Annotated in this window: 16 protein-coding genes and 1 tRNA gene; 9 read left to right on the forward strand and 8 right to left on the reverse strand. The window is 72.4% G+C overall.

The window, feature by feature from the left end; genetic code table 11:
- Positions 1 to 42: 42 nt before the first annotated feature.
- Positions 43 to 729, reverse strand: a complete 687-nt coding sequence (locus ACIRPU_RS15650; RefSeq protein WP_384124693.1) for a histidine phosphatase family protein — start codon at positions 727 to 729, stop codon at positions 43 to 45.
- Positions 730 to 791: 62 nt separating this feature from the next.
- Between ACIRPU_RS15650 and corA the strand changes: the two genes are divergently transcribed.
- Positions 792 to 1,787, forward strand: coding sequence for a magnesium/cobalt transporter CorA (corA, locus tag ACIRPU_RS15655; RefSeq protein WP_384124694.1), 996 nt, complete (start codon positions 792 to 794; stop codon positions 1,785 to 1,787).
- A 34-nt stretch (positions 1,788 to 1,821) separates the two neighbouring features.
- Here corA and ACIRPU_RS15660 read toward each other — a convergent pair whose 3' ends face one another.
- Together ACIRPU_RS15660 and ACIRPU_RS15665 are read right to left on the reverse strand one after the other, a co-directional pair.
- Complete coding sequence (locus tag ACIRPU_RS15660; RefSeq protein ID WP_403866903.1) at positions 1,822 to 2,610, reverse strand: ferritin-like domain-containing protein; 789 nt, start codon at positions 2,608 to 2,610, stop codon at positions 1,822 to 1,824.
- Between the two features lie 241 nt (positions 2,611 to 2,851).
- On the reverse strand, positions 2,852 to 3,907 hold the full coding sequence (locus ACIRPU_RS15665) for an LLM class F420-dependent oxidoreductase (protein ID WP_403866906.1): 1,056 nt from the start codon (positions 3,905 to 3,907) through the stop codon (positions 2,852 to 2,854).
- Between the two features lie 200 nt (positions 3,908 to 4,107).
- Between ACIRPU_RS15665 and ACIRPU_RS15670 the strand changes: the two genes are divergently transcribed.
- Entirely contained in the window at positions 4,108 to 5,094 is a 987-nt protein-coding gene (locus ACIRPU_RS15670; RefSeq protein ID WP_355705058.1) for an aldo/keto reductase, read from the forward strand.
- The gene (locus ACIRPU_RS15675) at positions 5,091 to 7,451 is read left to right on the forward strand and encodes a helix-hairpin-helix domain-containing protein (protein WP_403866910.1); all 2,361 of its coding nucleotides are present in this window, start codon (positions 5,091 to 5,093) and stop codon (positions 7,449 to 7,451) included. The genes ACIRPU_RS15670 and ACIRPU_RS15675 overlap by 4 nt, the downstream gene beginning before the upstream one ends.
- A gap of 100 nt (positions 7,452 to 7,551) precedes the next feature.
- Here the strand turns inward: ACIRPU_RS15675 and ACIRPU_RS15680 are convergent, their stop codons facing one another.
- Positions 7,552 to 8,232, reverse strand: a complete 681-nt coding sequence (locus ACIRPU_RS15680) for a hypothetical protein (protein ID WP_403866913.1) — start codon at positions 8,230 to 8,232, stop codon at positions 7,552 to 7,554.
- A gap of 47 nt (positions 8,233 to 8,279) precedes the next feature.
- Between ACIRPU_RS15680 and ACIRPU_RS15685 the strand changes: the two genes are divergently transcribed.
- Positions 8,280 to 8,468 carry a DUF5703 family protein gene (locus ACIRPU_RS15685; RefSeq protein ID WP_005485166.1) on the forward strand — a complete coding sequence of 63 codons (189 nt, stop codon included), beginning with the start codon at positions 8,280 to 8,282 and terminating at the stop codon, positions 8,466 to 8,468.
- 69 nt (positions 8,469 to 8,537) lie between these two features.
- Here ACIRPU_RS15685 and ACIRPU_RS15690 read toward each other — a convergent pair whose 3' ends face one another.
- The 3 genes from ACIRPU_RS15690 to ACIRPU_RS15700 all read right to left on the reverse strand — a co-directional run bounded on the left by ACIRPU_RS15690 (position 8,538) and on the right by ACIRPU_RS15700 (position 11,403).
- Positions 8,538 to 9,476, reverse strand: a complete 939-nt coding sequence (locus ACIRPU_RS15690; RefSeq protein WP_403866916.1) for a chaplin — start codon at positions 9,474 to 9,476, stop codon at positions 8,538 to 8,540.
- Between the two features lie 187 nt (positions 9,477 to 9,663).
- Complete coding sequence (gene chpH, locus ACIRPU_RS15695; RefSeq protein ID WP_054239358.1) at positions 9,664 to 9,897, reverse strand: chaplin ChpH; 234 nt, start codon at positions 9,895 to 9,897, stop codon at positions 9,664 to 9,666.
- Positions 9,898 to 10,074: 177 nt separating this feature from the next.
- Positions 10,075 to 11,403: a M20/M25/M40 family metallo-hydrolase gene (locus ACIRPU_RS15700; RefSeq protein WP_403866920.1), complete on the reverse strand. Its 1,329-nt coding sequence runs from the start codon at positions 11,401 to 11,403 to the stop codon at positions 10,075 to 10,077.
- Positions 11,404 to 11,610: 207 nt separating this feature from the next.
- On the opposite strand from ACIRPU_RS15700, the gene ACIRPU_RS15705 reads away from it, so the two are divergent.
- Positions 11,611 to 11,695: transfer RNA gene (locus ACIRPU_RS15705), tRNA-Leu, on the forward strand.
- Positions 11,696 to 11,902: 207 nt separating this feature from the next.
- Positions 11,903 to 14,668 carry a SpoIIE family protein phosphatase gene (locus ACIRPU_RS15710; protein WP_403866923.1) on the forward strand — a complete coding sequence of 922 codons (2,766 nt, stop codon included), beginning with the start codon at positions 11,903 to 11,905 and terminating at the stop codon, positions 14,666 to 14,668.
- A gap of 66 nt (positions 14,669 to 14,734) precedes the next feature.
- Here ACIRPU_RS15710 and ACIRPU_RS15715 read toward each other — a convergent pair whose 3' ends face one another.
- On the reverse strand, positions 14,735 to 15,616 hold the full coding sequence (locus tag ACIRPU_RS15715; protein WP_403866926.1) for an ABC transporter substrate-binding protein: 882 nt from the start codon (positions 15,614 to 15,616) through the stop codon (positions 14,735 to 14,737).
- A gap of 481 nt (positions 15,617 to 16,097) precedes the next feature.
- On the opposite strand from ACIRPU_RS15715, the gene ACIRPU_RS15720 reads away from it, so the two are divergent.
- The 3 genes from ACIRPU_RS15720 to ACIRPU_RS15730 all read left to right on the forward strand — a co-directional run bounded on the left by ACIRPU_RS15720 (position 16,098) and on the right by ACIRPU_RS15730 (position 21,996).
- Positions 16,098 to 19,964 carry a Pls/PosA family non-ribosomal peptide synthetase gene (locus tag ACIRPU_RS15720; protein ID WP_403866929.1) on the forward strand — a complete coding sequence of 1,289 codons (3,867 nt, stop codon included), beginning with the start codon at positions 16,098 to 16,100 and terminating at the stop codon, positions 19,962 to 19,964.
- A 77-nt stretch (positions 19,965 to 20,041) separates the two neighbouring features.
- Entirely contained in the window at positions 20,042 to 21,394 is a 1,353-nt protein-coding gene (locus ACIRPU_RS15725; RefSeq protein ID WP_403866932.1) for a M1 family metallopeptidase, read from the forward strand.
- Between the two features lie 167 nt (positions 21,395 to 21,561).
- Positions 21,562 to 21,996 carry a YchJ family protein gene (locus tag ACIRPU_RS15730; RefSeq protein ID WP_403866935.1) on the forward strand — a complete coding sequence of 145 codons (435 nt, stop codon included), beginning with the start codon at positions 21,562 to 21,564 and terminating at the stop codon, positions 21,994 to 21,996.
- Positions 21,997 to 22,011: the final 15 nt, after the last annotated feature.

Raw genomic sequence — 22,011 nt, forward strand, 5'->3', positions numbered from 1 at the left:
CGCGCGCGTTTGCGGACCGCTTCACCCTACTGCGGCCGACGATCACGGTGCGCCCGCACCACCCCCGACCGTCGCCTCCCCGGCCGGCGGCTCCTCGCGCGGGGCGAGCGACGCGAAGTCGCCGGTGTCGCCGAGGCGTACGAGAAAGGGGCGCAGCCGGGTGTAACGGATCGCGGTGACGGAACACGGTTCCACAGAGATCCGCTGGAAGAGGTCGAGATGAAGCCCGAGGGCGTCCGCCACGAGCGACTTGATGACGTCGCCGTGCGAGCACATCAGATAGACGGCGTCGGCGCCGTGGTCGCGCTCCACGCGCGCGTTCCACTCCCGTACCGCCTCGGCGGCGCGGGTCTGCATGGCCCGCATGGACTCACCGCCGGGGAAGGCGGCGGCGGAGGGGTGCGCCTGCACGACCTCCATCAGGGGCTCGTCCATCAGTTCCGCGAGCTTGCGTCCGGACCAGTCGCCGTAGTGGCACTCCCCGATCCGCTCGTCGGTGTGGGCGCGCAGCCCCGGTCGGGCGTCGAGGAGCGGCCGGATCGTCTCCTGGCAGCGCTGGAGGGGACTTGCGACGACCTCGGCGATCGGCAGCGCGGCGAGCCGCCCGGGCAGGGCGGCGGCCTGCGCGGCTCCGCGCTCGTCGAGGGCGACGCCGGGCGTCCAGCCGGCGAGCAGTCCGGAGGTGTTGGCGGTGGACCGGCCGTGCCGGACGAGGATCAACGTGGGCATGCGGCCCAGAGTAGGCGCACGCGGGCGTGCGCCGGTGAGCGTCCGAAGGGAGAGTGCGACGAGTGATCGTCGACTGCGCCGTCTATCGCGACGGGCACCGTAGCGAGGGCCCGGAGGACTTCTCGGACGCCCTGGCCGAGGCACGGGCCGCGGGCGGGTTCGTGTGGATCGGGCTGCACGAGCCGACGGAGAAGGAGTTCGACCACGTCACGCGGGAGTTCGGCCTGCACCCGCTCGCCGTCGAGGACGCCCTGAAGGCCCACCAGCGGCCCAAGCTGGAGATCTACGACGACTCGCTCTTCCTGGTGTTCAAGCCGGTCGTCTACGAGCCCGAGAGCGACGCGGTCTCCTCCGGTGAGGTGATGGTCTTCCTCGGTGACGCCTTCGTGGTGACCGTCCGGCACGGCGAGGGCGCTCCGCTGGCCGCCGTACGGCACCGGCTGGAGCACGAGCCGCAACTGCTCGCCAAGGGCCCCACGGCGGTGGTGTACGCGATCGCCGACGCCACCGTGGACCACTACCTGGACGTGGCGACGGAACTCCAGACGGACCTGGAGGAGCTGGAGGCGGAGGTGTTCTCGCCGGACGGCGGCGGCACCCGGCACACCGCGTCGCGGATCTACCGGTTCAAGCGGCAGATCCTGGAGTTCCGCCGGGCCACCGGCCCGCTGGGGCCACCGCTGACCCGGCTGGCGGGCGCCGGCGCGTCCAGCCCGGGGGTGCCCTTCGTGGACGACCGGGCGCGGCCGTTCTTCCGCGACGTCAGCGACCATCTCACGCGGGTGAACGAGTCCGTGGAGGGGCTGGACCGGCTGGTCACGGACGTCCTCTCGGCGCACCTGGCGCAGATGAGCGTCCGGCAGAACGACGACATGCGGAAGATCTCGGCGTGGGCGGCGATGGCCGCGATCCCCACGATGATCGCGGGGATCTACGGCATGAACTTCGAGCACATGCCGGAGCTGCGGTGGGTGTGGTCGTATCCGACGGTGATCGCGCTGATGGCCGGGCTCGAGGTGCTGCTGTACCGGCTGTTCAAGCATCGGGGATGGCTCTAGGGGCGGTTACGGGGGCGGTCCGCGCGGTCGGGACTCAGGCGAACTCGGGAGCCGTGACCGCCGGGCCGCCGAGCGCGTCACGGCGCTCGGGCATCTCCAGGGAGACCATCCGTCGCCACCCCGCGAACCGCTCCCACGCGAACACGGCGTGGATGCCGGCCGCGAGGAACGCCGACCTGGCCCTCGGCCAGCCGAGGATGTCTCCCATGTGGGCCATGACGGCCAGGCTCACGTCGCGGTAGACCCGGATCTCGGCGAGCGCGTACTCGCGCAGCGTCCGCTGGATGGCGCGGCCGTGCCCCGCGCGGGCCAGGCGCAGCAGTTCCTCGTGGCAGTAGGCGAGGTGGTTGTCCTCGTCGTTCGAGATCATCTTCACCGCGCGGCCTAGGTCGGGGTGGTCGGCGAAGTGCCTGCGCAGCAGCTCCATCTGCTCGGAGGCCCGCTGTTCGGTGACCCGGCTGTGGGCGAGGTAGGTGACGATGTCGTGCACGGTCAGCGGATGGTCGGCCCGGAGCCGGTCGTGCGCGAGACCGATGCCGGCGCGCTCCAGGAGCATCGTGTAGTCGGTGTCGCGCGGGACGGGCACGGGGGCGAGCCCGCGCTTGCGCATCAGGGCGTCGAAGATCCGCCCGTGCTTGTCCTCGTCGGCGCCGTGCCGGGCGATCTTGGGAGCGAGGTGGCGTTCGCTCCGCGGGACGAGCGCGGCGATCCGGGCGTTCTCCCAGCCGCCCTGGGACTCCCCGCCGGCGGCGATGGAACAGAAGAGCGCGAAGGACTCGTCGTTGGCGATGATCTCCTGGAACAGACTCTTGGCCGAAAGCATCGTGGGACACCTCTCCGCATCGCGCAGGATTCCGCAGCATTCCGCAAGGAACGAGTCAAATGCGGCACGAGAGGCGCTGCAACAGGTGTGTCGGACGACTCCGCCAAAAGAGGGACCCCAGGAGTCGGCCCGGGAGCGTAACCGCGCGCCGTGTGGCGCGTTGTTCCGCGTGACGGCCGTGGCGGGGAAGACCCCCGAGCCCCCACCACGGCCGCTGGAATTCCCGAAGCCCCGGTACCGGCTAGCCCACACCGGCGAGCTCGATGGCCTGAGCGCCGGCTCGAAGCGAGGCGAGGCGCTCGTCCAGGGTGAAGCCCGCGGGGGCGAGGGTGAGCGTGGTGACGCCGGCCGCCGCGTACGCCTTCATCCGGTCGGCGATCCGCTCCACCGAACCCAGCAGCGTGGTCCGGTCGATCAGCTCGTGCGGCACGGCGGCCGCGGCGCCCTGCTTGTCGCCCGACAGGTACTTGTCCTGGATCTCGTCGGCCGCGGCCTCGTAGCCCATCCGGCGCGCGAGCTGGTTGTAGAAGTTCTGCTTGCGGCTGCCCATGCCACCGACGTACAGCGCCGTGTAGGGGCGGAAGGTGTCGGCGAGCCGCTCGACGTCCTTGTCCTCCCCGAGGGCCAGCGGCAGCGTCGGGCAGACGTCGAAGCCCTCGAGGGTCTTGCCGGCCTTCTCGCGCCCGGCCCGCAGGTGCTTGATCGCGGTGTCCTCGAGGTGCTCGGCGGACGGGAAGATGAGCAGGGCGCCGTCGGCGATCTCGCCGGTCTGCTCCAGGTTCTTCGGGCCGATCGCGGCGATGTACAGCGGGATGTGCTCGCGCTCCGGGTGCACGGTCAGCTTGATCGGCTTGCCCGGACCGCCCGGCAGCGGCAGCGTCCAGTGCTCGCCGTCGTACGACAGCCGCTCCCGCGTCATCGCCTTGCGGACGATCTCCACGTACTCACGCGTGCGGGACAGCGGCTTGTCGAACTTGACGCCGTACCAGCCCTCGGAGACCTGCGGTCCCGATACGCCGAGGCCGAGACGGAAGCGCCCGCCGGAGAGCGAGTCGAGGGTGGCGGCGGTCATCGCGGTCATCGCCGGCTGGCGGGCCGGGATCTGGAAGATCGCCGAGCCGACGTCGATGCGTTCGGTCTGCGCGGCCACCCAGGTGAGCACGGTGGCCGCGTCGGAGCCGTAGGCCTCGGCGGCCCAGCAGACGGCGTATCCGAGGCGGTCGGCCTCCTGGGCGACGGCGAGATTGTCGCCGTCCATTCCGGCACCCCAGTAGCCGAGGTTGATCCCGAGCTGCATGGCCGATTCCCCTTACTGATCAGTAACGACGCTGTTACGGAGACCTTAGCGCGGGGGCCGGGGGCCGAGGAGGGTGATGTGGCGAGGGTCGCGCCGATCGGAGCCGGGACCGCGGCCTGCGGAACTGGGCTCCCCCTCCCGGAGATTCGGTTATCCACAGGCAACCCACTGCCCAGTTCTGGCCAGTAATCTCGGCGACCATGGAGCAGAGGCATCTCGGCCGCACCGGCCTGCGTGTGTCCCGCATCGGGCTCGGCACCCTGACCTGGGGCCGCGACACCGACGAGCACGACGCCGCGGACGTCCTGAAGACGTTCTGGGAGGCGGGCGGGACCCTCGTAGACACGGCCGACGTGTACGGCGACGGGGACGCCGAATATCTGCTCGGACGGCTGATGGAGGGCCTGGTGCCGCGCCGGGACCTGATCATCTCGACCAAGGCGGGCAGCGTCCCCGACCCGGAGCGGCCCTACGACGGCTCACGCGGGCACCTCCTCGCCGCCCTCGACGCCTCGCTGGCCCGGCTGGGCACGGACCATGTCGACCTGTGGCAGGTGCACGCCTTCGACCCCTACACACCGCTGGAGGAGACCCTCCAGGCCCTCGACATCGCTGTCGCCAGCGGCCGCGCCCGCTACGCCGGGGTCTCCAACTTCTGCGGCTGGCAGCTCGCCAAGGCGGCCACCTGGCAGCTCTCCGCGCCGGGCACCCGGACCCGCCTCGCCGCGACGCAGATGGAGTACTCACTGCTGCAACGCGGCGTCGAGCGCGAAGTGCTGCCGGCCGCCCTGGATCTGGGCGTCGGACTGCTGCCCTCCTCTCCGCTGGGCCGCGGCGTCCTCACCGGCAAGTACCGGGGCGACGCCCTGCCGCCCGACTCGCGCGGCGCCTCGGACCACTTCGGGCTCTTCGTCGAGCCGTATCTCGACGACACCGCGAGCCGCATCGTGGACGCCGTCTCGACCGCCGCCGACGGGCTGGCGGTGACCCCGCTCCAGGTCGCCCTCGCCTGGGTCCGCGACCGGCCCGGCGTGGCCGCCCCGATCGTCGGCGCGCGCAACGCGCAGCAGCTCACGGCGGCATTGTCAGTGGAGGCCCTTAGTCTTCCTGACGAGATCTGCCGGGCCCTCGACGACGTGTCGGCGCCCGTGCACCGCTATCCCGATCACGACTGGAGCACGCTGTGAGCACGGAGTCGGTTCCCCCGGAGAGCACGGAGAACGCCGGACCGGCGACGCCGGACGCGGCCGGGGAGCCCGGGACCCCGGACGACACCGCGACGGCGCGGCCCGAACCCGCGCCGGCCGACAGCGCCCCGACGAGCGACGACGACACCCCTCCCGCGCGCGGCGCAGAGGTCGTGACCGAGGGCGAAAGTGAGGGCGAAGGCGAGGAGACGCTCGCCGCAGGGGCAGAGGCCGAGGCAGACGGGGCAGACGCAGACGCCGGCAAGACCGGCGACGGCGAAGCGGCCGCGCAGCTCTCCGAGGCGCAGGCCGAGCTCGCCGCGCAGAAGCGCGAGCGGGAGCGGATCGAGCGGCGCCGGGCCGAGAAGGCGGAGCCCATCGAAAGCGGGACCAAGCTGAGCGGGAAGGCCGCCGACCTGCTGGCGGCCGTGCGGGCGGTGGAAGGCGGGGCGAAGCCTGCGGCCACCGTGTTCGCCGAGCCGGCCCGCGCCCCGCGCCGCCCCGCCCCGGAGCCGGAACGGCGTCCCCAGCCGGTGCCCGCCGTCCCGACCGCTGACACGGCGCCGGCGCCCGCGGCGGAAGCCGTCGAGGGCGTGCGGCGCGTGCTCGCCGAGGGCGGCGCGCCCGAGACACTCGCGCCGCAGGCCGCGGCCGCGCTCGGCGAGGACGCCGAGGATCTGCTGCGCGAGGACCCGTGGCAACTGCTGCGCGTCCCCGGCGTGCGTCCCGAGCAGGCCGACGGGTTCGCGCGGGCGCTGCTCGGCCCGGAGTGCGCCCCCGACGACGAACGGCGCGGCCGCGCGGTGACGGTCTGGCTGCTGGAACAGGCCGCCCTGGCCGGGCACACCGCCCTTGAGTTGCCCACGCTCACCGCGGCCCTCGGCCGGCAGGTCGTGCCGGACGCCGAGGCGGCCGTACAGAGCGCGCTGGCCGAGGGCGACGCCCTCGTCTTCCAGGACGCCCTGGACTCCGTGGACGCCGGCCGGCCCGGGGGGACCGCCGAGAACCGCGCCGACGGCGGAGCCGAGAGCGGCGGGGACGAGGGCGCCGAAGACGGCGAGGAGACCCGGCCGGTCCGTGTCCTGGTGGGGCTGGAGCGGTACGCGCTGGCGGAGGAGAGCCTCGCCGACGCGCTGGCCCGGGTGGTCAACTCCCTGGCCAAGGAATCCTCCGCACGGTGGGAGTCGGTGACGGCCGGCGCGTCCGGCAGCACGGCCGAACTGCTGCGCGCCGTCGCCGGACACGGTCTGGTGCTGCACACCGGCGGCGACGCCTCCCGCGCCGAACCGGCGGCACTGCTCACCGCGGCGCGGACCCTGGGTCTGCGCGCGGTCGCCGCCTGCCACACGCCGGACGGACGGCAGCGGTTCACGGCTCTCCTCGGCGAGCGGGCAGCGGACGGCGCCGTCGTCACCGTCGCCGGTCTGCTGGCCGGCGCCGAGGGTCCCGGGCGGGACGCCGAGGGGGCCTTCGCCCTCGACCTGCTGGTCCTGCTCGACGCGCCGCAACTGGACGTGGAGAGCGCCGCGATGCTGGCGGAGTCGCTGCCGGACGGGGCGCGGCTGGTGCTGAGCGGGGATCCGGCGGTGCTGTGGTCGGCCGGACCGGGCCGGGTCTTCGCCGATCTGCTCGCGGCGCGCGCCTGCCCGCAGGTCGCCTCGCGCACGCCCGACCCGGGGCCGATCGGCGAACTCGTCTCCGGCGTCGGCATCGGCGAGCTGAACCAGGTCGACGCACCCGGCAAGGAGATCGTGATCGTGCCGGTGCGGGAGGCGGGCGAGGCCGTGCACCGGACCGTGCAGCTCGTCGCCGACTCGGTGCCGCGGGCCTTCGGGATCACCCCCGAGGAGACGGTGGCGATCACCCCGGGACACGGTGGCGCGGCCGGCACGCGCGCGCTGAACGCCGCCCTCAAGGAACGGCTCAATCCCGGCCCCGGCCGCTTCGGCGGCTTCGACCCCGGTGACCGGATCGCCTACTCGCCCGCGCCGGGCCGTACGGTGCCCGGCCGGGTGGTGACGGCCGACGCGGACGGACTGCACCTGTCCTGCGCCGACGGCCCGGTGGTCGTCCCGAGGGAACGGGTGGAGCAGGCCGTACGGCACGGATGGGCGCTGACCGCGCACCAGGCCGTGGGCAGCCGGTGGCCCGCGGCCGTCGTGGTCCTGCCCGGGGACGCCGCGCAGGCCCTCTCACGTCCCTGGGTCTACACGGCGTTCGGCCGGGCGGAGCGCCACCTGTCCGTGGTGCACGGCGTCGAGCAGGCCCTGCCGAAGGCCGTCGCCGAGGTCCCGGCGAAGCCCCGCACGACGCGGCTGCCGGTGCTGCTGCGCACCCAGGTCCCGGCGGCCGAGTAACGCGGACGGCGGCGGTCCCGAAGGGGCTCCCCCTCGCGACCGCCGCCGTCATGAACACCCGAAGGCTCCCGCTTCCCCGCTGCCGGCTGCCGGCCAGCGGCTAGCGGTCCGCGTCCAGTGGCTCCAGTTCCTCGTCCTCGAGGTCGTCCGCGAGATCCTCGTCGTCGTCGCCGTCGTCGAGCTCGTCGAACACCGAGCTCACGTCGAAGCGGCAGACGACCCGGCCGGGGTCGGCCTGCTCGAACGGCGTCTCCAGCCACTCGCCCGGCTCGGCCGGTTCGTCGGCCGCCAGCACCCACAGCGTGGAGTCGCCCTCCTCCAGGCCGAACTCCTTGTGCCGGGAGGCGATCTCGTCCGTCTCGAACTCGCCGAACAGAATGCCCAGCGCCCCGTGCACCGTGTCCGAGACCGCCCCGCCCACTCCTTCGCCGTCCGCCGCCTCGATCCGCTGGGCCTGCGCCAGCAGCCGCTGTGGCTCCGCGACGGCGTAGTCGCGGCGGATCAGCACACTCAGCGCGTTCGGCTCCTCGGGACCCGCGTACGGCGGCAGGGAGTCTTCCGCGCCGGGGATCTCGAAGGGCGTGACCTCGTCATAGCGGTCGTAGAGCAGTTCGTCGTAGACCTCGGCGGCCGCGGCCAGCTCGTTGAACGCCTCGTAGACAGCCGGGTCGTCCTCCCCCGTCCTACGTTCGACCGCCGCCAGGTGGCGGTCGAGCGCGGTCTTGACCGCCTCGGCGGCGGCGCGTACCTCGGCAGCGGTGGGCTGCGCAGCATCAGACATAGTGCAGACGCTATCCGTACCGGACCCCAGACCGCACAATAGATGCGATGCCGGAATACGAATTCGTCGACGTCTACGTACCGCGCGGGGTCTCCCGCAAGGACGCGACCCGACTGCTGACCGACCATGCCGAGTACGGACACTGGGAGTTGGACCGCCTGAGCCTGCTGCGTGACGGCAGCCGCAGGGTGCGGCTGCGTCGGCGGATCATCCGCCAGGTGCGGGCCACGTGGTGAGGTGAGCCGACGGATACGGAGCGGGCCCCGCCGAGGCGGGGCCCGCTCCGTCGTGGGCTCTCCCGAGGTTCAGGCGGAGGGACGCGCCTTGCGGTAGAGCACCGCGCCCGCGAGCAGCGCGCCCGCGCCGGCCGGCAGGACGAGGCCCATCGGCAGTTCGCTGCCGGTGTGCGCGAGTTGCGCGGCGTGGGCGGCGGGCCGGTGGACGGTGGAGGCGCCGGCCGGGGTCACGTGATCCGAGGTGGACGGCACACCCCCGGGTCGGGACGGGTTGGACTGTCCGTGCCCGCCCGGCTTGCCGGGGCCGTGCTCTGCGGGCTTGCCCGGCGTCTCGTGGCCGCGGGAGGGGGGCATGTGGGCGCCGGTACCGCTGTCGTTGGCGCAGTCGTTGCCGAAGGACGGGTTGAGGATCCCGACCACGTCGATGCTGTTGCCGCACACGTTGACCGGCACGTCGATAGGCGCCTGGACGTGGTTGCCGGAGCCGACACCGGGCGATCCGCCGGTGTACCCGCCCGCGTGCGCGCCCCCGGAGCCGCCCTGCGCGCCCGAGCCGCCATGGCCGCCGCCGTGCTGCCCGCCGTGGTTTCCACCCCGGCCGCCACCGCCCTGGTGGTCGCCGTAGCCGCCACCCTGGTGGTCGCCGTAGCCGCCGCCCTGGTGGTCGCCGTAGCCGCCGCCCTGGTGGCCGCCGTAGCCGCCACCCTGGTGATCGCCGTAGCCGCCGCCACGGTGGTCGCCGTAGCCGCCCGACCGCGCACCGCCGCCCTTGTTGGCGCAGGAGTTGCCGAAGGTCGGGTTGAGCGCCCCGACCACGTCGACGGTGTTGCCGCAGACGTTCACCGGAACGTTGACCGGCGCCTGCACCGAGTTGCCCGACAGGACGCCGGGCGAGTCGGTGGCGGCGCCGTTCGCGCCGGCGTCGGCGTGGGCGTAGCCGCTCGCGGCGGCGATCACCCCCGTCGCCGCCGCCACGGTCATGAGGCTTTTGCGGGTGACCTGTCGCATTACTGAATCCCTGCTTTCAATCTCGTCACTCGTCCCGAATTGCTCGCATCATGGCAGCTGTTCGATTCGTTTCGGGCTCTTCGACTTCTTCGGCTTTTCCTTCGGAGAAATACCGGTCGGCCCCGGAGCGCATGGCGCGCGCCCCGGGGCCGACGGTGAGGACGGACGACCCCTCAGCGGGTCGACGTCACTTGTTGATGCAGGTGTTGCCGAAGGCGGGGTTCAGCAGCCCGATCACCGAGATCGTGTTGCCGCAGACGTTCACCGGGACGTGCACGGGCACCTGGATCACGTTGCCCGAGACGACACCCGGGGAGTGCACGGCAGCACCCTGGGCACCGGCATCGGCAACAGCCAGACCCGCGCCCGCGAGAACCAGCCCACCAGTGGCAGCCGCAGCAGCGACGACCTTCTTGATCATTATTCCTCCTTGTTGGCAATGCGATCCCAAGCAGCGGATCGCATCACCAGTAACGAGGGGGAATTAATGAGGCTACGCGCTTATCGGCGCATTCACTCTTCCCAGTCGCGCCCGCACAGGCGGTCGATTTTCTTCGCCCGTTCTCCGCCCGGTGAAATCTCGTTTCACCGGGACAATTCAGGACGCGTCGATGAACCGGTCGAGCACGCGCACCCCGAACTGGAGCCCGTCCACCGGGACCCGCTCGTCCACGCCGTGGAACATCCCGGCGAAGTCCAGCTCCGGCGGCAGCTTCAGCGGGGCGAAGCCGAAGCCGCGGATACCGAGGTCGTCGAAGGACTTGGCGTCCGTGCCGCCGGAGAGCATGTAGGGGACGGCCTTGGCGGTCGGGTCCTCGGCGAGCAGCGCGGACTGCATCGCCTCGACCAGCGGCCCGTCGAAGGAGGTCTCCAGCGCCTTGTCGGAGTGCACGTCCTCACGGCGCACCTTCGGGCCGAGGATCCGGTCGAGGTCGGCGAGGAACTCGTCCTCGTGCCCCGGCAGGAAGCGCCCGTCGACGTGCGCGGTGGCCTCGCCCGGGATGACGTTGACCTTGTAGCCGGCGCCCAGCTGGGTCGGGTTGGCGGTGTTGCTCAGGGTCGCGCCGATCAGCTTGGCGATCCCGCCCAGCCTGGCCAGGGTCGACTGCATGTCCTCGGGGTCGAGCGGGGTGCCGAGCGCGTCGCCGAGTTCGTCGAGGAAGGCGCGGGTCGTCTTGGTGACCCGTACCGGGAAGGTGTGCCGGCCGAGCCGTGCGACCGCCTCGGAGAGCTCGGTGATCGCGTTGTCCCGGTGGATCATCGAGCCGTGCCCGGCGGTGCCGGCCACGGTCAGCTTCATCCAGTGCATGCCCTTCTCGGCCGTCTGGATGAGATAGAGCCGCCGCTCCTCGCTCACGGTGAACGAGAAGCCGCCCACCTCGCTGATCGCCTCGGTGACGCCCTCGAACAGCTCGGGGTGGTTGTCGACGAGGTGACGGGCGCCGTAGGTGCCGCCCGCCTCCTCGTCGGCGAGGAACGCCAGCACGATGTCGCGGGGCGGCTTGCGCCCGGTGCGCAGCCGGTCGCGGACGACCGCCAGCGTCATCGCGTCCATGTCCTTCATGTCGACCGCGCCCCGGCCCCACACGCATCCGTCGGCGACCTCGCCGGAGAAGGGGTGGTGGGTCCAGTCGACCGCGTTCGCCGGTACGACGTCGAGGTGACCGTGGATGAGCAGTGCGGGCCTGGACGGGTCCTCGCCCTCGATGCGGGCCACGGTGGAGGCGCGTCCCGGGTGCGACTCGAAGATCTCCGGTTCGAGCCCCACTTCGGCGAGCTTCTCGGCGACCCATTCGGCCGCCTTGCGTTCACCCGGGCCCGAGTGGTCGCCGTAGTTGCTGGTGTCGATCCGGATCAGCTCGCGGCAGAGGTCCACGACCTCGTCCTCGCCGGTGACGCTCCTGGCCGTGCCGTCGGTCGCGCTCACGCTGGTTCCTCCCGCTGTCACTGCTGGTGGGTCCCCCTCATCCTCCCTCTCCCCCGCTCCCCGCCCAAGGCCGGTCCCGGCCCGTCACACGCCGTTCACGCGGGATACGGCATCCGGCGGGGGCGACCGCCCGTGATCGGGCACCCCGGAAAGCCTGGTAATGTTTACGACGTCGCCGCGGGGGAAACCCCGCACGACAGACACCTTGTCCGGGTGGCGGAATGGCAGACGCGCTAGCTTGAGGTGCTAGTGCCCTTTATCGGGCGTGGGGGTTCAAGTCCCCCCTCGGACACAGAAGAAGAACCAGACGAGACGTTCACAAGATCGAACTCGGCGGGTTCACAAATTGCCGGTGAGTCATATGACTCACCGGCAATTTGCCGTTCCTGGAGCCTTCGCATTCCTTGCCCGCCGCGGACCCACTGCGGCGCCGGTCCGACCGTGCGGCCCGGGTCCACCCCGGGCCGCGCCCGCCGAGCCGGTCACCGATACTGGAAAAATGGGCAAACTCGGGCAATCTGTCCCAGCGAGCCGACGGGCCGGCCGCGTGCCACCCAAGGGCGGGCCGCCGGAGGCCGGCCCGAAGGCCCATCACCGTACGACCGGCCGACGTCTGCTGTTCTTGCGGAAACCGCACAGCGTCGCCGGTCAGGTATTCCTGCTGCAACTCGCGGTCGTCCTCCTGCTCGTCGCCACGGCCGTGGTGGTGCTCGTGATCCAGGACCGCAACCGCGCGATCCAGGAGGCCGGCGACCGGTCGCTGGTGGCGGCCGAGTCGTTCGCGAACGCCCCGGGCACCGCGGAGGCGATGCAGAGCGATGACCCGACGGCGGCACTCCAGCCCCATGCCGAGGCGGTGCGCAAGAAGACCGGCGTCGACTACGTCGTGGCGCTGAGCCCCTACGGCTTCCGGTGGACCCACCCGGACCCGGACCAGATCGGGAAGCACGTCTCCACCTCCTACGACCAGGCGCTCGAGGGCGAGCCCCACCAGACCACGTTCGACAGCAGTCTGGGGAAGGCGGTCGACTCGACGGTGGCGGTCTTCGACAAGAAGGGGACCGCGGTCGGCCTCGTCACCGTGGGCGTCACGGCGGACAAGGTGACCAGTGTGGTGCAGCGCCAACTGCCGGTGATCTTCGCCGCCGGCGGTGTCGCACTGCTGCTGGCCGCGGGTGGGTCGGCACTGGTCAGCGGGCGTTTGCGGCGCCAGACCCGGGGCTTGGGGCCGGTGGAGATGACCCGCATGTACGAGCACCACGACGCGGTGCTGCACGCGGTCCGCGAAGGCGTGATCATTCTGGACGGTGACGGAAGGCTGCTGCTGGTCAACGACGAGGCGCGCCGGCTGCTCGCACTGCCGCCGGAGGCCGAGGGCAGGTCGGTCACCGAACTCGGGCTGAACCCGGCCCTGGCCGAACTGCTGGCATCGGGTCGGGCGGCCACGGACAAGGTCTTCCTGGCCGGGGACATCCTGCTCGCGGTGAGCGTGCGGCCGGTGGGCCTGCAAGGAGGCAGCGTGGCCACGCTGCGGGACACCACGGAGCTGCGCGCCCTCGCGGGCCGGGCGGACGTGGCGGGCGGACGCCTGCAACTGCTCTACGAGGCCAGCACGCGAATCGGTACCACCCTCGACATGAAGCGCACCGCCGAGGAGCTGACCGAGGTGGCGGTCCCGCGCTTCGCCGACTTCGCCACCGTCGAGTTGCTGGAGCCCGTGCTGCAAGGGGGTGAACCGACGGGGGCGACCAGGGAAATGCGCCGTATCGCAGCCCAGGGCATCCGGGACGATGTGCCCCTTTACCCCGTCGGGAGGCGTATGCGCTACGCGCCCGGCAACCCCGTGGCCATCGGTATGACCACCGGCCGACCGGTCCTGGTGGCGGACCTCGCCATGGCCGACGGATGGCGGGTCCAGAACCCGGAGCGGGCCCGGAAGGTCATCGCATTCGGTGTCCACTCCATGATCTCGGTGCCGCTCCAGGCCCGAGGCCAATTGCTGGGTGTCGTGGAGTTCTGGCGTTCGGAGCAGGATCCCTTCGAGCCGGACGACCTGTCCCCCGCCGAGGAACTCGCCGCCCGGGCGGCCGTGTGCATCGACAACGCGCGGCGCTACACCCGCGAGCACACCACGGCCGTCACCCTGCAACGCAGCCTGCTGCCCGGCGCGCTCCCCGAGCTGTCCGCCCTGGAGGTCGGGCACCGGTACCTGCCCGCCCAGGCGGGGGTGGGCGGCGACTGGTACGACGTCATCCCGCTGCCGGGGGCCCGGGTGGCCCTGGTGGTCGGCGATGTCGTCGGACACGGTCTGCACGCCGCCGCGACGATGGGCCGCCTGAGGACCGCGGTGCACAACTTCGCCACCCTGGACCTGCCTCCGGACGAGCTTCTCGCGCACCTGGACGACCTGATCACCCGGATCGACCAGGGCGCGGCAGCCGAGGGCGACACCGAGGCCGTCACCGGCGCCACCTGCCTGTACGCGGTCTACGATCCGGTCTCCGGACGGTGTGTTCTCGCCCGGGCCGGTCATCCCGGTCCGGCGCTGGTCTCGCCCGACGGCTCCGTGACCTTCCCCGACATCCCCGTCGCCCCGCCACTCGGCGTGGGGGGAGGCCTGCCGGTCGAGACGGCCGTACTCCGACTGGCCGCCGACAGCCGGCTGGTCCTGTACACCGACGGCCTGGTCGAGGCGCGCGGCCGTGACATCGACATCGGGCTCGGCATGCTGAGGCAGGCGCTCGCCCATACGGACGGCGCCACCCCCGACGACACCTGCCGGGCGGTGCTCGACGCGATGCTGCGCACCAGATCGAGTGACGATGTCGCCCTGCTCGTCGCACGCACCCGGCTCCTCGACCCGGAGCAGATCGAGGAGTGGGAGGTGCCCGACGACCCCGCGGCCGTCTCCCGGATCCGCGCCGAGGCCACTCGCCTGCTGGAGTCCTGGGGAGTCGGCGAGGCCGCCTTCACGACCGAGCTGATCCTCAGCGAACTCGTGACGAACGCGATCCGGTACGGAGCGGCCCCCATCAGCGTGCGGCTGCTGCGCGACCGCGACAGCCTGATCTGCGAGGTCGCCGACGGCACCAGCACCTCCCCGCACCTGCGCCGCGCGGCCTTCACCGACGAAGGCGGCCGCGGTCTGCTTCTCGTCGCACAGATGTCCGACCGCTGGGGAACCCGGTACACCGACCGGGGCAAAATCATCTGGGCCGAGCAGGCGCTCGCCGCCGGAGCCGTCGGAGACCTGAGCGCGTACTGATGGCGGACCCGTGAAGCGGGACGGCATCCGGACCGCCGCTCCGGGTGTGCGCACACCCGGGAGCGTTCAGGAGCTGCCGTCGACCGTGAAGTACGGGATCTTGGCCGGGTCCTGGCCGAAGGCGGCCCCGAGATAGACGGCCGACAGTTTGGTGAGCGTTCCGTCTTCGATCAGCTGCCGGATGATCCGGTCCAGCTCGTCCTTGTCGGGTGACCCCTTCGGGTACAAGGCGCCGTAACCCTGGTCGGTCCTGTACTGGCCCACGAGGCGCACCCTGCTCTCCCGCTTAGGGGGATACGCCAGCAGAATCGTCGTGTCGTGGACGACCGCGTCGACCCGCCCCTCCTCCAGCGCCGTGACCATCGCCGGGTCGTTGGCGAAGGGGGTGACGGGCTTGGTCGGCCTGAGGCGCTTCTCGACGAACTTCTCGCCCGTGGTGCCTTCGGCCACTCCGATGCGGACGTCACGGATGTTGCCCTCGTCGATCTTCTCGCCGTCCCTGATCAGCACTCCCAGCGTCGAGGAGAGGTAGGGCGGGGAGAACTCGGCGACCTTGCTCCGTTCCGGGGTGATCGTGATCTGCGCCAGGGCCAGGTCGAAGTCCTTGGTCCGGCCGGACACGACGTCCGGAAAGGGGGCGTTCTCGACCTTCACCCGGTCGAGTCCGGACCGATAGGCGATGTTCGCGGCCATGCAGTACTCGTAGCCACTCTTGATCGAGTCCGGCGTGTCGCCGTTCCACCAGCCGGGCGCGGGCAGGGTCGTTCTGACCGTGAGGGCGCCCGCCGTCTCGGGTGACAGGCGGAACTCCCCGTAATGTCCCGAAACCGGGCAGTCGCCGTAGTGGGCGTTCGACGTGTCCTCCCCGCCCTGGTCACAAGCCGATGTCGCGACGATGAACGCCACGCTGACAGCCAGAGAGACGATCGCTGCCGCGGCGCGCGTCATGGCACCTCCGGTAGGGACATGCTCCTTTAGTCACCATAAATCACCACGAACCATACGACTGCCGGAGCCGCACGGAAGGACTGCGGGGCACAGGTCGGGCACCCGTCTTCCGGCGGCGCCGGAGTGGCCGGACGGGTTTCGGGTCTCGGAAGTTCCGGTCGACCGGCCGGCCGCCCTCGCCGTGTCGGCCCCCGTCGCCGCCCATGGCGCGCACACCTCAAACCGGGACATCAGGTCGCCAGAGGCGTCCTTCCCCTCGATGTGGGGCAAGTCTCGCCGCGGCGCGAAGCTTCCAGGTCAGAGCGTTTCCGTTGATCTTCCACGGCACCCGGACGGCCTCCCCGAGTGGCCGGGCCCCTGCGGCGAGCCTAGCGTCGTACTAAAATTTCCGGCTTGTTACGGAGCTGGACCGGACAACCCCAGGCAGACCTGCGGGCCCGCCGGCGCCCCGGAGGCTTCCGGGATCGAGACGCGAGGACCGATGGCAGCCACCCACGAGAGCAGTGCTCTCGGCCTGCTCGACGAAGAGATCCGCGCACAACTCGGCGACACCGCCCGCTTCTCCGGCGGCCCCGCCGCCTCCCCCCGCACCCTCGTGGACGTCTTCGACGCGTCCGTGCGGTCGTTCCCCGACGAGCTCGCCCTGGACGACGGCAGCACGCCCCTCACCTACCGCGCCCTCGCCGTCGAGGTGGAGAACCTCCGGCGCCGGCTCTCCGCCGCCGGGGTCGGGCTCGGCGACCGGGTGGGCATCCGTGTCCCGTCCGGCACCAACGACCTCTACGTGGCGATCCTCGCCGTCCTCGCCGCCGGCGCCGCCTATGTCCCGGTGGACGCCGAGGATCCCGACGAGCGGGCCGAGCTGGTCTTCGGGGAGGCGGACGTGCGGGCCGTCGTCGGCGCCCGGCACGAGATCACCGTCCACGGCACGTCCGGTGCGGCCGCCGCCCGACCCGGCACCGAGAACGACGCCTGGATCATCTTCACCTCCGGCTCCACCGGGAAGCCCAAGGGCGTCGCCGTCAGTCACCGCAGCGCCGCCGCCTTCGTGGACGCCGAGGCCGCGCTGTTCCTCACCGAGGAGCCGATCGGGCCCGTCGACAGGGTCATGGCCGGGCTCTCCGTGGCCTTCGACGCCTCCTGCGAGGAGATGTGGCTGGCCTGGCGCTACGGGGCCTGTCTGGTGCCCGTGCCCCGCTCCCAGGTCCGCAGCGGCGCCGATCTGGGGCCCTGGCTGGTCGAGCAGGAGATCACGGTCGTCTCCACGGTGCCGACGCTGGCAGCGCTGTGGGAGCCCGAGACGCTCAACGACGTACGGCTGCTGATCTTCGGCGGTGAGGCCTGCCCCCCCGAGCTGGTGCAGCGGCTGGTGACGGAGGGCCGGGAGGTCTGGAACACGTACGGGCCGACCGAGGCCACCGTTGTCGCCTGTGCCTCCCTGATGTCCGGCGAGGAGCCGATCCGCATCGGGCTGCCGCTCAGGGGCTGGGAGCTGGCCGTCGTGGACGAGGCCGGGGAGCCCGTGCCGCTGGGCGGCAGCGGGCAGCTGGTGATCGGCGGGGTCGGGCTCGCGCGCTATCTCGACGCCGAGAAGGACGCGGAGAAGTACGCGCCGCTGAAGTCGCTGGGCTGGGAGCGGGCGTACCGCAGCGGTGACCTGGTGCGCGCCGACGCCGAGGGGCTCGTCTTCCTCGGGCGGGCCGACGAGCAGATCAAGCTCGGCGGGCGGCGGATCGAGCTGGGCGAGGTGGACGCGGCACTCCAGGCGCTGCCGGGTGTCGCGGGGGCCGCCGCCGCCGTGCGGACCGCCCGCAGCGGCAACCAGCTCCTGGTCGGGTACGTCGTGACGCAGGACGGCTGGGACCAGGCGGCGGCCGTGCGGCGGCTGCGCGCCGAGCTGCCCGCCGCCCTGGTGCCGCTGCTCGCGCCGGTGGACGACCTGCCGACCCGCACCTCGGGCAAGGTCGACCGCAACGCCCTGCCCTGGCCCCTGGAAGGGGTGGAGACGGGCGGCCCGGCCGAGCAGCTCTACGGCACCGAGGCCTGGCTGGCGGAACAGTGGACCGAGGTCCTCGGCATCCCCGTGGGCAGTGCCCGCGACGACTTCTTCGCGATCGGCGGCAGCAGTCTCGCCGCCGCCCAGCTGACGACGCGGCTGCGCACCCGCTACCCCAGCGCGGCCGTCCTCGACATCTACCAGCAGCCCACCCTGCGCAAGCTGGCCCGGCACCTGGAGAAGTCCGGGCAGGACGACGGGGCGACCCGCGTCATCGCGCCGGTGCCCGCGCGCGCCAAGGTGATCCAGACGCTGCTGCTCGTACCCCTGTTCACGCTGATGGGGCTGCGCTGGACGGTGCCGCTGGCCGCGCTCGGCAATCTGCTGCCCGCGTACGCCTGGCTGCCGACCGCCCCGTGGTGGCTGGTCGGGTCCGCCGCGCTGCTGCTGTTCAGCCCGCCCGGACGGCTCGCGATCGCCGCGGGCGGGGCGCGGCTGCTGCTGCGCGGTGTGCAGCCGGGGCGGCACAAGCGCGGTGGCGGCGTCCATCTGCGGCTGTGGACGGCCGAGCGGCTGGCCGAGTTCAGCGGGGCGACCTCGCTGACCGGGTCCTGGCTGGAGCGCTACGCGCGGGCCCTGGGGGCCAAGGTCGGGCCGGACGTGGACCTGCACTCGCTGCCGCCGGTGACCGGCATGCTGAAGCTGGGCCGGGGCGCGGCCGTGGAGTCCGAGGTGGACCTGTCCGGCTGGTGGCTGGACGGGGACCGGCTGGAGGTCGGGCCGGTCAAGGTGGGCGCGCACGCCGTCGTCGGCACGCGCAGCATGCTCTTCCCGGGCGCCCGGGTCGGCAAGCGGGCCGAGGTGGCGCCGGGCTCGGCGGTCACCGGTCAGATCCCCACCGGTCAGCGGTGGGCGGGCGCGCCCGCGGTCAAACTCGGCAAGGCCAAGCGCAACTGGCCCAAGGAGCGGCCGGCCCGGGGCACGTCCTGGCGGGTGCTGTACGGCCTGGCCGGTGTCGCGCTGACCTCGCTGCCGGTACTGGCGGCCGGGGCGGCGCTGCTGGTGGCGAGCCGCTTCGTGACCCCGGGCGGCGGGCTCGGTGAGGCCCTGCGGGGCGCCGCGCTCGCCCTGGTCCCGGCCACGCTCGCCTTCGGTCTGGCGTACGCCGTGCTGCTGCTGATCGCCGTACGGCTCCTGAGCCTCGGCCTGCGCGAGGGCACGCATCCCACGCACAGCAGGATCGGCTGGCAGGCCTGGACCGTCACGCAGCTCATGGACCACTCGCGCGAGACCCTCTTCCCGCTGTACGCGGGGCTGGTCACGCCGGTGTGGCTGCGGTTGCTCGGGATGCGGATCGGCAAGGGCGCCGAGGTGTCGACCGTCCTCGCGCTGCCCAGCCTGACCACGGTCGGTGAGGGCGCGTTCCTGGCCGACGACACGCTGACCGCGCCGTACGAGCTCGGCGGCGGCTGGATGCGGATCGGGCGGGCAGAGATCGGTCGGCGGGCGTTCCTCGGCAACTCGGGGATGACCGCGCCGGGGCGGAGCGTGCCGGACGGCGGCCTGGTGGGCGTGCTGTCGGCGACGCCGAAGAAGGCGAAGAAGGGCAGCTCGTATCTGGGGCTGCCGCCGGTGAAGCTGCCGCGGAACACGACCGGCGGTGACCAGAGCCGCACCTACGAGCCGCCCGCGCGGCTGCTGTGGGCGCGTGCGCTGGTGGAGCTGTGCAGGATCGTGCCGGTGTTCTGCTCGGCGGCGCTGGCCGTGCTGACGGTGGCGGCGCTGTGCGCGCTGGGCGTCTGGGCGCCGCTGCTGTCCGGGCTCGTCCTGCTCGGGGCGGGGGGCGCGGCGGCCGTCGTGTCGATCGTCGCCAAGTGGCTGCTCGTCGGGCGGCATCGCAGCGGCGAGCATCCGCTGTGGAGCGGCTTCGTGTGGCGCAACGAGCTGGCGGACACGTTCGTCGAGGTCGTGGCGGTGCCGTGGCTGGCGGGCGCCGTGCCGGGGACGCCGGTGCTGACGGCGTGGCTGCGCGGGCTCGGCGCGCGGATCGGCAAGGGCGCGTGGGTGGAGAGCTACTGGCTGCCGGAGTCGGACCTGGTGACCCTCGGCGACGGGGCGACGGTGAACCGCGGGTGCGTCCTGCAGACTCACCTCTTCCACGACCGGATCTTGCGGACGGATACTGTGGTCCTCCGTGAGGGTGCCACGCTGGGCCCTGGCGGGATCGTGCTGCCCGGCAGCACGATCGGGGCCCGGACGACCCTGGGTCCCGCGTCGCTCGTCATGGCCGCGGAGTCCGTCCCGGACGACACCCGCTGGCTCGGCAACCCGATCGAGGCATGGCGTCCCTGAGGAGGGGCCACTCGGAGTCGGCGGGCGGTGAACCGGCGGCGGGTGGTTCGATGACAGGTCAGGGAGCGGACGGGGAAGTGGCAGTTCAGCAGGCGGTAGGGCCGGATCCGTATTTCCCGGCGAACGGTGACTCCCGTTACCGGGTGCACCGCTACGAGCTCACGCTGGACTACCGGCCCGGCCCGAACCGGCTGTCGGGCGCGGCGCGGATCAACGCCATCGTGGGGCGCTCGGCGCTGCCGGAGTTCCAGTTGAACCTGGCCGACTTCAAGATCGGCCGGGTCCGGGTGGACGGCCGGCCGACGCACTACACCCACCGCGGCGGCCGGCTGCGGGTGCGGCCCGCCAAGCCGTTGCGCGCCGGGGCCGCCTTCACCGTCGAGGTGCACTGGTCGGGCAACCCCAAGCCGGTGAACAGCCCCTGGGGCGGGATCGGCTGGGAGGAGCTGGGCGACGGGGCGCTGGTGGCGAGCCAGCCCGTCGGGGCGCCCTCCTGGTATCCGTGCAACGACCGGCCCGCGGACAAGGCGTCGTACCTGATATCGGTCACCACGCCGTCGGCGTACTCCGTGGTGGCGGGCGGCCGGCTGCTGACGCGGACCACGAAGGCCTCGACGACCACGTGGGTGTACGAGCAGTCGGCGCCGACGTCGAGCTATCTGGTCGGCCTGGTGATAGGGAAGTACCAGACCGTCCTGCTGGGCGACCCGGGACTCGGGGGCGTCCCCCAGCACGGGCACCTCCCGGCGGAGCTGCTGGCGGAGTTCTCGCGGGACTTCGCGCGGCAGCCCGGGATGATGCACCTCTTCCAACAGCTCTTCGGGCCCTACCCGTTCGACGAGTACGCGGTCGTGGTGACGGAGGAGGAGCTCGATGTCCCCGTCGAGGCCCAGGGGTTGTCGCTGTTCGGCGCCAACCACGTGGACGGCGCGCGGGGTTCGGAGCGGCTGGTGGCGCACGAACTGGCGCACCAGTGGTTCGGCAACAGTGTGTCCATCGCCGACTGGCGGCACATCTGGCTGAACGAGGGGTTCGCGAAGTACGCGGAGTGGCTGTGGTCGGAGCGGTCGGGCGGGCGCAGCGCGCAGCAGCTCGCCGCGGTCGCGCACCGGTCGCTGTCGTCGCTGCCGCAGGACCTGCGCCTCGCCGATCCCGGCCGCAAGTCGATGTTCGACGACCGGCTCTACGAGCGCGGCGGCCTCACCGTGCACGCGCTGCGCTGCGCGCTCGGCGACGAGGCGTTCTTCCGGATGCTGCGCGCCTGGCTCGGGCTGCACCGGGGCGGTTCGGTGACGACGTCGACGCTCGCCGCGCACGCGGCACGGTTCGCGCCGGAGCCGTTGGACGAGCTGTTCGAGGCGTGGGTGTACGGCACGGCGCTGCCGCCGCTGCCGGTCCCTTCGGTGAGCCGGGGCGCGGAGTCGGCGTAGCGCTCCGCCGGCCTTGCGGTGAGAGTCGCACGGTCGGTCGTCAGTCTGCGGGCGGGTGGCCTGCGGGCGGGTGGGGGCTGATCGCGAAGTCCCCCGCGCCCCTCGCGCGTCCCTTCGGGGGCGCGGCCCCTCGCGGGGCGTGATCGGTGGGCGGGCACAATGGGGTCATGGCTCGACGTACCGCCCGCCCGCGACCGCGTGCCTCCGCCGCCGTCCGCACCTCCCCCGCCGTGCCCGCCGGCTGCCCCTGCGGGCTGCCCGCGGGCTATGAGGCCTGCTGCGGTCGCTTCCACACGGGTGGCGACTCCGCGCCGACCGCGGAGGCGCTGATGCGGTCGCGGTACAGCGCCTTCGTCCGGGGTGACGTGGGGTATCTGCTGCGGACGTGGCATCCGCGGACGCGACCTGAGCGGCTCGAGCTCGATCCGGGGATGCGGTGGACGGGCCTGGAGATCCTCGGGACGGCGGACGGAAGCGCCTTCCACACGACCGGGACCGTGGAGTTCCGGGCCTCCTACCGGGGCGGCGCGCTGCACGAGCGCAGCCGCTTCGAGCGGGTGGCCGGGGCGTGGGTGTACGTGGACGGGGAGTTCCCCGAGTGACGCGACGGCGCACCG

Source organism: Streptomyces sp. NPDC102259 (genome assembly GCF_044766465.1).
Classification (GTDB): domain Bacteria; phylum Actinomycetota; class Actinomycetes; order Streptomycetales; family Streptomycetaceae; genus Streptomyces.

Coding starts and splice junctions, on each gene's coding strand:
- ACIRPU_RS15650 (WP_384124693.1), bottom strand. CDS start 729: ATGCCCACGTTGATCCTCGTCCGGCACGGCCGGTCCACCGCCAACACC.
- ACIRPU_RS15730 (WP_403866935.1), top strand. CDS start 21,562: ATGGCTCGACGTACCGCCCGCCCGCGACCGCGTGCCTCCGCCGCCGTC.
- ACIRPU_RS15720 (WP_403866929.1), top strand. CDS start 16,098: ATGGCAGCCACCCACGAGAGCAGTGCTCTCGGCCTGCTCGACGAAGAG.
- ACIRPU_RS15660 (WP_403866903.1), bottom strand. CDS start 2,610: ATGCTTTCGGCCAAGAGTCTGTTCCAGGAGATCATCGCCAACGACGAG.
- chpH (WP_054239358.1), bottom strand. CDS start 9,897: ATGATCAAGAAGGTCGTCGCTGCTGCGGCTGCCACTGGTGGGCTGGTT.
- ACIRPU_RS15710 (WP_403866923.1), top strand. CDS start 11,903: ATGGGCAAACTCGGGCAATCTGTCCCAGCGAGCCGACGGGCCGGCCGC.
- ACIRPU_RS15690 (WP_403866916.1), bottom strand. CDS start 9,476: ATGCGACAGGTCACCCGCAAAAGCCTCATGACCGTGGCGGCGGCGACG.
- ACIRPU_RS15685 (WP_005485166.1), top strand. CDS start 8,280: ATGCCGGAATACGAATTCGTCGACGTCTACGTACCGCGCGGGGTCTCC.
- ACIRPU_RS15670 (WP_355705058.1), top strand. CDS start 4,108: ATGGAGCAGAGGCATCTCGGCCGCACCGGCCTGCGTGTGTCCCGCATC.
- ACIRPU_RS15665 (WP_403866906.1), bottom strand. CDS start 3,907: ATGCAGCTCGGGATCAACCTCGGCTACTGGGGTGCCGGAATGGACGGC.
- ACIRPU_RS15715 (WP_403866926.1), bottom strand. CDS start 15,616: ATGACGCGCGCCGCGGCAGCGATCGTCTCTCTGGCTGTCAGCGTGGCG.
- ACIRPU_RS15680 (WP_403866913.1), bottom strand. CDS start 8,232: ATGTCTGATGCTGCGCAGCCCACCGCTGCCGAGGTACGCGCCGCCGCC.